This is a genomic window from Gemmatimonas sp., from assembly GCF_036405635.1.
Classification (GTDB): domain Bacteria; phylum Gemmatimonadota; class Gemmatimonadetes; order Gemmatimonadales; family Gemmatimonadaceae; genus Gemmatimonas.
The window spans coordinates 1-8,208 of record NZ_DASWXE010000122.1 but is presented as its reverse complement, the minus strand read 5'-3'; the positions used below and the strand labels follow the sequence as shown (position 1 = coordinate 8,208).

7 protein-coding genes are annotated in these 8,208 nt (G+C 64.7%); 2 read left to right on the top strand and 5 right to left on the bottom strand.

The window, feature by feature from the left end; genetic code table 11:
• On the top strand, positions 1-556 hold a 556-nt coding region (locus tag VGE27_RS10740), incomplete at its 5' end, for a hypothetical protein (protein ID WP_331049648.1).
• Between the two features lie 244 nt (positions 557-800).
• Here the strand turns inward: VGE27_RS10740 and VGE27_RS10735 are convergent.
• Entirely contained in the window at positions 801-1,988 is a 1,188-nt protein-coding gene (locus tag VGE27_RS10735) for a serine/threonine-protein kinase (protein ID WP_331049647.1), read from the bottom strand.
• A gap of 101 nt (positions 1,989-2,089) precedes the next feature.
• Between VGE27_RS10735 and VGE27_RS10730 the strand changes: the two genes are divergently transcribed.
• On the top strand, positions 2,090-3,154 hold the full coding sequence (locus VGE27_RS10730; protein ID WP_331049646.1) for an LLM class flavin-dependent oxidoreductase: 1,065 nt from the start codon (positions 2,090-2,092) through the stop codon (positions 3,152-3,154).
• 13 nt (positions 3,155-3,167) lie between these two features.
• Here VGE27_RS10730 and VGE27_RS10725 read toward each other — a convergent pair whose 3' ends face one another.
• From VGE27_RS10725 to VGE27_RS10710, 4 genes are read right to left on the bottom strand one after another with little or no spacing between them, the layout of a single operon-like run.
• Positions 3,168-4,913 (bottom strand): hypothetical protein, encoded by a 1,746-nt coding sequence (locus VGE27_RS10725; protein ID WP_331049645.1) that lies wholly within the window; start codon positions 4,911-4,913, stop codon positions 3,168-3,170.
• Between the two features lie 42 nt (positions 4,914-4,955).
• A complete protein-coding gene (locus tag VGE27_RS10720; protein ID WP_331049644.1) occupies positions 4,956-5,576 on the bottom strand; it encodes a DUF305 domain-containing protein in 621 nt (206 codons plus the stop codon).
• Between the two features lie 36 nt (positions 5,577-5,612).
• On the bottom strand, positions 5,613-7,232 hold the full coding sequence (locus VGE27_RS10715) for a nuclear transport factor 2 family protein (protein WP_331049643.1): 1,620 nt from the start codon (positions 7,230-7,232) through the stop codon (positions 5,613-5,615).
• Between the two features lie 14 nt (positions 7,233-7,246).
• Complete coding sequence (locus VGE27_RS10710) at positions 7,247-8,077, bottom strand: hypothetical protein (RefSeq protein ID WP_331049642.1); 831 nt, start codon at positions 8,075-8,077, stop codon at positions 7,247-7,249.
• Between the last annotated feature and the right edge of the window lie 131 nt (positions 8,078-8,208).

The window sequence follows — 8,208 nt, the reverse complement described above, 5'->3', positions numbered from 1 at the left end:
ACAACCCCGCGCTGATACACGTTGGCAGCCCAGCATCTCCGGTGGCTGGTTCGGAGGATCGCCCAAAGAATGGGCGGAAGACGCGACAGGGTTTGGGCACGCCATCAGTGCTCAGGTCAGTCGCGTGAATCCAGCGCGGCGCATGTCTCTGGTGGTAGGTGCCAGCTACAACACCATCGGTACAGGTGACAGAGGCATGGGCGTGTCCAATTCCGATACGACCCATTTCATCGGGCACATTCAGGGCATGTTGTACACACTCGGTGCGAACTGGCGTATTCTGGGCACCGATAGGATGACATGGACTGCTGGTGTCGCGGGTGGCACGATGTTCCGACGCTACGCCTCGTCGGTGCGGCGCCCGGATGGGACCCGGTACACTCGCGCGTACAGTTGGGACACCGAAGTCGCCGGCGTGGCCCGCAGTGCGGTGACACTGCCTCTGGCGGGATCGCTCGGGATGCGAATCGAGGGAGAACTGTTCAACGCGGTGCAGGTTATTCATTCCGAAGCACCGATGTATGCGCTGCAACTCGGACTGGTATGGCAGCGATGAGATCATTGCGCTTCTGTGCTGCCGTCTTGCTCACGGCGCAGTTTCTATCGGGACCGCCAACCGTTGCCGCGCAGACTCCTGCCGCCTACTGGCAGCCCACATGATGACTTCTGAGGACGCTCACCGACACGCGACCCGCCGTGGGTGGCAGCATTGGCCTGACCCTGAGGTAGTGATGCCACGAACGCCCGACCGTACGAACTGGGCACGAGCACGTTGTGGTCTGGCGCGCTGATACCCGTCGTCAACGCGCCCTGAGCACGTAGATCGCCGCCGCTACCACGGCCATGACACCGGCACCAATGAGCACGAAGCGCGTGCCGTTGGTGCCGGTTGTCGTTGGCGCCGCGCTCTTCACCGGCTCGAGCGGACGCGGTGTGGAGTTGCTCACACTCACCGGTCGGAAGGATCCGCTGCTTGCCGCGGTGGTGTACTCGCCGGTGGTGATGGGCTGCGCCTGAAACGCGTCGATGGTCTTCACGATCACCGATGCCGAATGCGGACGCTGCTGCGGATCCTTCTCGAGGCACTGCATGATGACATCGGCCAGAGCCATCGGGATGTCCCCACGCTGATCACCCAGCGGCACCGGCGCTTCGGCCACCTGCGCGGCCATCGTCGCGCGCAGCGATGGCTTCACGAACGGCGGCGCGCCGGTGAGCAGTTCATACGCCATGCAGCCGTACGCGTAGATGTCGGCCTTGTGATCGACGAGCTTGGCCGAGTTGACCTGCTCGGGCGCCATGTAGGCGGGCGTGCCGAGGGCCATGCTGACGGTGGTCACACGCCGTCCGGAGCGCTGTCCCTCTTCGCTGGCATCATCGAGCGCCTTGGCCACACCGAAGTCGGTGACCATGGCCACGCCGTCGCACAGCAGCACGTTCTCGGGCTTGATGTCCCGGTGCACGATGCCACGCGCATGTGCGTAGGTGAGCGCGGCAGCGATTTCGCGCAGCAGGCGCATGACCTCGGGCAGCGGCAGCATGCGCCCCGCAATGAGCCGTTCGCGCAGCGTGTGCCCCTGCACGTAAGGCATGCTGAACCACGGGATGAGCCGTGATGATGGCGCGTTGGCCTGTGGGGCAGATGCATCGTCCGGCGTACCGGCGGCCGATGCCGGCAACGGGTCGGCGGTGGTGCCGGCACTGAGCAGCGGGACCAGGTGCGGATGCTGCAACCGGGCGGCGAAGCTGATCTCACGCCGGAACCGCTCGATGTCGACACCTGCGGCGAGCTCCGGCGACAGCGCCTTGATCACCACCGGCCGGTCGAGTGCCACTTCGTTGGCGAGAAAAACACTCGCCGATCCGCCGCCCGACAGCTCGCGCGTGATGGCGTATGCGTCGCCCAACTGTCGCTGCAGGCGTTCCCGCACACTCACCCGTTGCGGGGTGGCGTCTGCCGAGGACTCATCGGCTCGAAAAGTGGTCACCCGGGTAAGGTAGCAAACTCAGGACACCACACCAGCGTTACGTCACAATGCGCGCGGTCATGCTGGCGTCTGACTGTCACTCTTTGTGAAATTCATCACATATGGAACTCGGTATCTACACCTTCGGTGAAACGGATCCCCGGCGCACGGACGACAGCACGGTCGTGGCGCGTCGCATCCAGGACCTGATCGAGGAGATCGTGCTCGCCGATCAGGTGGGACTCGATGTCTTCGGCGTGGGTGAGCACCACCGGCCCGACTACGTCGTCTCGTCACCGACGGTGGTGCTCGCGGCGGCCGCAGCGCGCACCTCGCGCATCCGGCTCACGAGTGCGGTCACGGTGCTCAGCTCCGATGATCCGGTGCGCGTGTTTCAGGACTTTGCGACGCTCGATCTCATTTCGAACGGGCGCGCCGAGATCATGGCGGGGCGCGGCAGCTTCATCGAATCGTATCCGCTGTTCGGACAAAGCCTCGATGACTACGACGCACTCTTTTCCGAGAAGCTCAAGCTGTTGCTGGCGCTGCGGGAATCGGAGCGTGTGACGTGGCAGGGTGTGCATCGACCGTCGATCGACAATCGGGGAGTGTATCCGCGTCCGCTGCAGCAGCCGTTGCCGGTGTGGATTGCGGTGGGTGGTACGCCGCAGTCGGTGGTGCGCGCGGGCACGCTGGGGTTGCCGCTGGCCATCGCCATCATCGGCGGCATGCCGGAGCGCTTCGTGCCGTTCGCCGATCTCTATCGCGAAGCGGGGGAGAAGGCGGGACACGATCCGGCGTCGCTCAAGGTGAGCATCAACTCACACGGCTTCATCGCCGACAGTGTGGAGCAGGCGGTGGAGATTGCATTCCCGCCGTACATCGACACGATGGGGCGCATCGGTCGCGAGCGTGGCTGGCCCATGCCCACGCGTCAGCAGTTCGACTTCGAGCGCTCACCGCGTGGCGCGATGCTGCTGGGCAGTCCGCAGGAAGTGATCGACAAGATTCTGTTCGAGCACGAGCTGTTCAAGCACGATCGCATGATGATTCAGTTCAGCGTGGGACCCATGAAACACGCCGATATCATGCGCAGCATTGAATTGTTCGGCACGCAGGTGGCGCCGGCGGTGCGGAAGGCATTGGGGGTGCCCGATGTTCCGAGCACCCCCAGTTCAACCACCTGACGTTCGTTGCGGCCTATCTGGAGAGCGCTCTCACCGCATCGATGAGGGCGCGTACCTTGGCCGGGTCGTTCGACTTGGCCACATCGCCAGCCAACTGCGACGCCAGCAAAGTCATGGCACCTTTCCGTGCGGTGACACTGGCCTTTTCCGCCGTATCGAGTGCCTTGTTGATCGCCGCAATGCGCGCGTCGGGCAGGCCATCGTTGCGCTCGAGCTGATCGACATACGACCGCGCCACCGGGAACGCCGCCGGCCACACGATCTTTGTCTGCAGTTGCGGGTTCACTTCGTCGTATTTCACGAGCTTGGCCGCTTCGATTTCATTGGCCGACAGAAATTCGCTCGGCTTGAGCTCGAAGATGTCGAGACCACGACCGATCTCCGAACCGATGATGTGGCCGTTGTACCAGTACGTGGACCAGTAGCCGGCCAGCGTGAGTTCATCGAGGATGGGGCCGCGGTCGAAGTACGCGATCTCCACCGGCTTGGCGGGGTTCGTGAAGTCGAACACCGACATGCCGCCCTGATACCAGGCCTGCGCCATGATGTCGCGTCCCGGCACGGGAATGAGCGAGCCGTTGTGGGCCACGCAATTCTCCACGTCGCTCTGCGCCGCGGGCAGCTTGTAGTAGCCCACCTGCTTGAGCTGGCGATCGGTGCCCAGCGTGAAGAGCGCGTTGGCGCCCCAGGTGGGCTTGTCGCTCGCGCGGCAGCGTGGCGCGGTGCCACCGCCCCATTCGTCGGTGAACAGCACCGTGGTGCCGGCGTTGTTGAACGTGGCCGAGTGCCAGTAGGCGAAGTTCGGATCGATCACTTCGTCGATGCGCTTCGGGTTGGCCGGGTCCTTGATGTCGAGCAGAATACCGTTGCCCGAGCAGGCGCCGGCCGCGAGACCGATTTGTGGGTACGCGGTGATGTCGTGGCACTGATCGGTGCGCCCACTGCTCTGTGTGCCGCTGCCATGCGCGCCACCCTGCCAGAGACCGGCCACATTGCCCTGCCCATCGGCGAAGATGCGCGGCGTGTTCACGATCTCGGCGTTCTGCGGCGCCGCGAGGGGCACCTTGATCACTTCAATGCGGAAGAGCGCGGACGTGGCATCGGTGGTGTTGGCGCAGCCGGCGAGTTCGTTGGGCGAACGCACCGGGCCGGTGCCCTGCACGTACACGTAGATGTTGGCCTGGTCCTTCGGGTCGGTGACCAGCGTGTGCGTGTGCGAGCCGCGGCAGGTCTGCACCGTGGCGACCTGCCTGGGATTGTCGATGTCGCTGATGTCGAAGATGCGCACCCCGCGGAAGCGCTGCGCACTCACGGTGTCGGCGATGCCTTCGATGCCACAATCGAGACGGCCGGCCAGATCTTCCACCGACATGAAGAGCAGCTTGCCATACACCGACAGATCACCCTGTCCACCCTGACACACGAACGCCTTGCGCAGCGTGGGCGACTTGGGATTGCTGATGTCCCACGCCTGCCAGCCATGCCAGCCGCCCTGGAAGACAAGATTCTTCTGGAAGGCGAGGTCGGAGTTGGCGAAGCCGAAATCGCCAAGCGCCTGCGGATTGAACCACCCGGCCTGCTTGGGTGTGTGCGAGATCAGTTCGAGATTTTTGATGGCCTCACCGGCATCCTGAAAGCCGGTCTTGAGACCGATGCGCGGATCCTGCGCGGCGGCGATGGATGGCGTGGCAACGGCCGCGGAGAGCGCGAGCAGGGTGGCGGCAAGCGCGCCGCGACGGCTCTGACAAGAAAGAGTCATGGGCAAACGGAGTGTGTGGGTGTGGCGGGAACCATTACGGCACTACGACAGCTGGGCGAGCAGGGCCTGCATGCGCCGGATTTCGGCACGTTGATCGGCATCCACGTCGGACATGATCTGGAAGACCATCGGGTCCTGTGCCGCGCCCGGCTGGCGCAGGAGATCGGCGACCATGACCAGCGCGCCTTCGTGATGCTGGATCATGTACTGCAGGAACAGCCGATCGAACGCGAGACCCTCGGCGCTACGCAGCGAATCCATCTGCGCGGGTGACAGCATACCCGGCATGTCATGATGCGACGAATGCATGTCATGCTTCATTGCGCTGGCTTCACCGCGCGCGGCCAGCCAGCGCTGCATGATGGAGATCTCGTCCTTCTGCGACACGGCGATGCGTTCGGCGAGACTCTCGATCTCGAGGCGCGAGGAACGCGCAGCTACGAGGGCCACCATCTCCAGCGCCTGCCCGTGATGACCGATCATGCCCTGCATGAAGGCGATGTCGGCTTCGGTGTGGCGGCGCTGGATGGCGGATCCCTGCACGCCGGAGGTGCCCTGTGCCATCACGCGCGTTGGCGATGCCCCGACGATGACCGATGTGGTCAGCAGGGTGAGCGCTCCGGTGAGCGTCGCGCGATGAATGGGGTGCAGCATCATGTACATGCTCCGGCCTGCAGGGGACTGCGACAAGCTATGGTGTCAGAGCGTGCGTGACGACCAGTGCACCGATGCGATGCGCCAACCGGCGGTGCCTCGCGACAATACGATCACTTCAGCACCGGCACTGCCCTTGGGACGCCTTCCGTACTTCCCCGTGATGGTTTTGGTGACGCTGCTGTAGGCCACATCGCCCACCACCAGCACGGTGCGCGGGATGCGGACCACATCGCTGGACCGCGCAAACGCGATGTCACCCGGCAGGTGTCGTACCCGGTATTCGGCGAGCGGTTCGGCTATGCCACGTTCGAGAATCTGCGTCTCGGGGCCGAGCAGGCGCAGTACCGAGGCGGAATCGCCGTTGGCCAGGGCGGTGAGGAACTGCGACACCACCGCTGCGGCAGCCGCGCTGTCGGCGCTGCTCCCGCGCGGGTAGCGGGTGTCCGTGGCGGGAGTGGTTGCAGCCGGCATCTGGTGACCGGCATGGGGGTCTGGTGAAGCCGTAGCGGGTTTGGGGTTTGGCGTTTGGGGGGCCGCGTGTCCGGCGTGTGCATCTGCAGCCGCCTTTGATGCGGCACCACCATAGCCAAAGCCCGTCATCGCCCCGGTGCTGTCGTGCTGCATGACAGCGCCCATGGTGACCGAGGGCGTGGGCATGTCGGGCGTGAAGCCCACCGCCGGGCCACCCATGTTCTCGATGCCCATGTGTTCCGTCATGCGGCGCCATGCCGGCACCGTCATCACGTATGACGTGTCGTCGCGGAAACGCTTGGCCGCCAGCATGATCTCGGCGCGTTTGCGGTCACGCGGCACACTGGGGTTGGCCAGAATGTCGGAGACCACATCGTGCATCGAGTGCAGGTTGTCGAAGATGATGGCCGCTTCGGGATAACGATCGGCGAACATCGGCGAGACGGCCGCCGTCATCGGCATCTGGTACGGCATGCTGCGCGGCGCATCGGTGAGCATCTGGAAGAAACGCGCCGTGGCGGCCCGCACACCGGCCTGTCGTTCGGCTTCGTTGCGTCCCACCATGAGCGGTTCATAGAGCCCCACCTGGAACCAGTGATAGCCCCAGATGAGCCCATTGAACTTGGGATACTTCTTCCGGAACGCGAGCGAGTACGGCTGCTCCTGCATCAGCTCCATCGATTTGGGCTTGCTGCTGAACGCCATATCGGGTCGCGAGCGATAGTACGCGATGAGGCGTGTCACCTCTGCGTCCCGCTTGGGCCAGTCGAGCCGTTCGTCGGCCAGCACATCGTAGAGCTGCCGATGCAGCAGGTGCGCCCAGTCGAACATGGTCTTGGCTTCGGGCGCGAGGCGTGCGTACATCGGCTCGATCGCCGCTTCCTCGAGTGGAAGACGCGGCGGCTTTTGCAGGACCTGTTTCGTGAGCTGGTCGTAGCGACGCGTTTCGAGCTGCGACACGGGCGCGTTGGGAAAACGCCACATGGTTTCGTACAGAATGGCGTGCCCGAAGTCGAATGCGTTGAACAACCGGTCCGCGAACACATAGTGCGTGCGGAACTGCCAGTTGTGCGGCGCCTGCAGGTAGAACTGTTCGTACGCCGTGGACCATTGTGCGGCCAACGTCGATGGCAGCAGGGCGAGGGCTGCAGCGGTCAGTGTGCGAGTGCGGCGCGCGATGATGCGTGTCATGAGTCGCTGCATGGTCAGTTCCCCCGCCACGGCAGACCGATGGCCACGGCAGCCCCGGTGGTGGCAAACCAACCCGGGTCCTCACCTGTGAGGCGATAGCCGCCGCCCACATCGAACGCCACACGTGGACTGAGCTGAATGCGCGTGCCACCGGCCACGTCCCAACGCAGTGCCGCGGCACGCACCAGGGGCTGGCTGGTCACCACTTCGGCCGTGAACAGCATGGAACGCAGTGGCAGCGAACGATCCACCGCCATGCCCACCTGCCAGCGCGAATACTCGGCGTTGGCGTCCGCATCGGCACGCGTGGACGGCGGCGCGGTGGTGGGGTCACTCGCAAACGTGAACTGTCCGTTCACATGCACGCGCGCCCAGGGCAACGTGCGGGTGGCGATGCCCTTGATGGTGGGGATCTTGGTGGACGGACCGAGGTTGCCCGCGGGAATCACCACTTCACCGGCGATGGCAAATGCGGGCAGGCGTGTTTCGGCGTTGAAGTTGTAGAACGCCGAGAGCTCCACGCCGCCCACGGCCGTGGTGCGCGGCAGTCCGTTGCCGCCCGACTGCAGAATGGGCACGCCCACTTCGATGTGCGTGCGCGGCAGCAGGCCGATGGCGATTTCGGGTTCGATGCCCCAGCGATAGCCGCCGGCGCGCGCCCGTTCCACGCGGAAGGGTGCGATCTGCAGCTCGAGCGCCTGTCGTTCGAGAGCATAGGCGTCTTCGACGCGGATGGGTCGTCCGGCGTCGGTGTTGAAATAGTCCGTCTGCGCGAACGCGACGGCCGCTGTCGCATGACCGAGCGCGAGCAGCGCGCCAGTCGTGCGCAGGATATGCGCGAACATGGTTGTCCTGGGATGCGGGATACACGAAGCGTGTCGTCGGAAGAGTCCGGGCACGCCGAGCGTCATGGGATGAGCGTCATCGGATGCGCGATGGGCTGCGCATCCGCCGTGTATCAGGCGCGCGGAGGGGG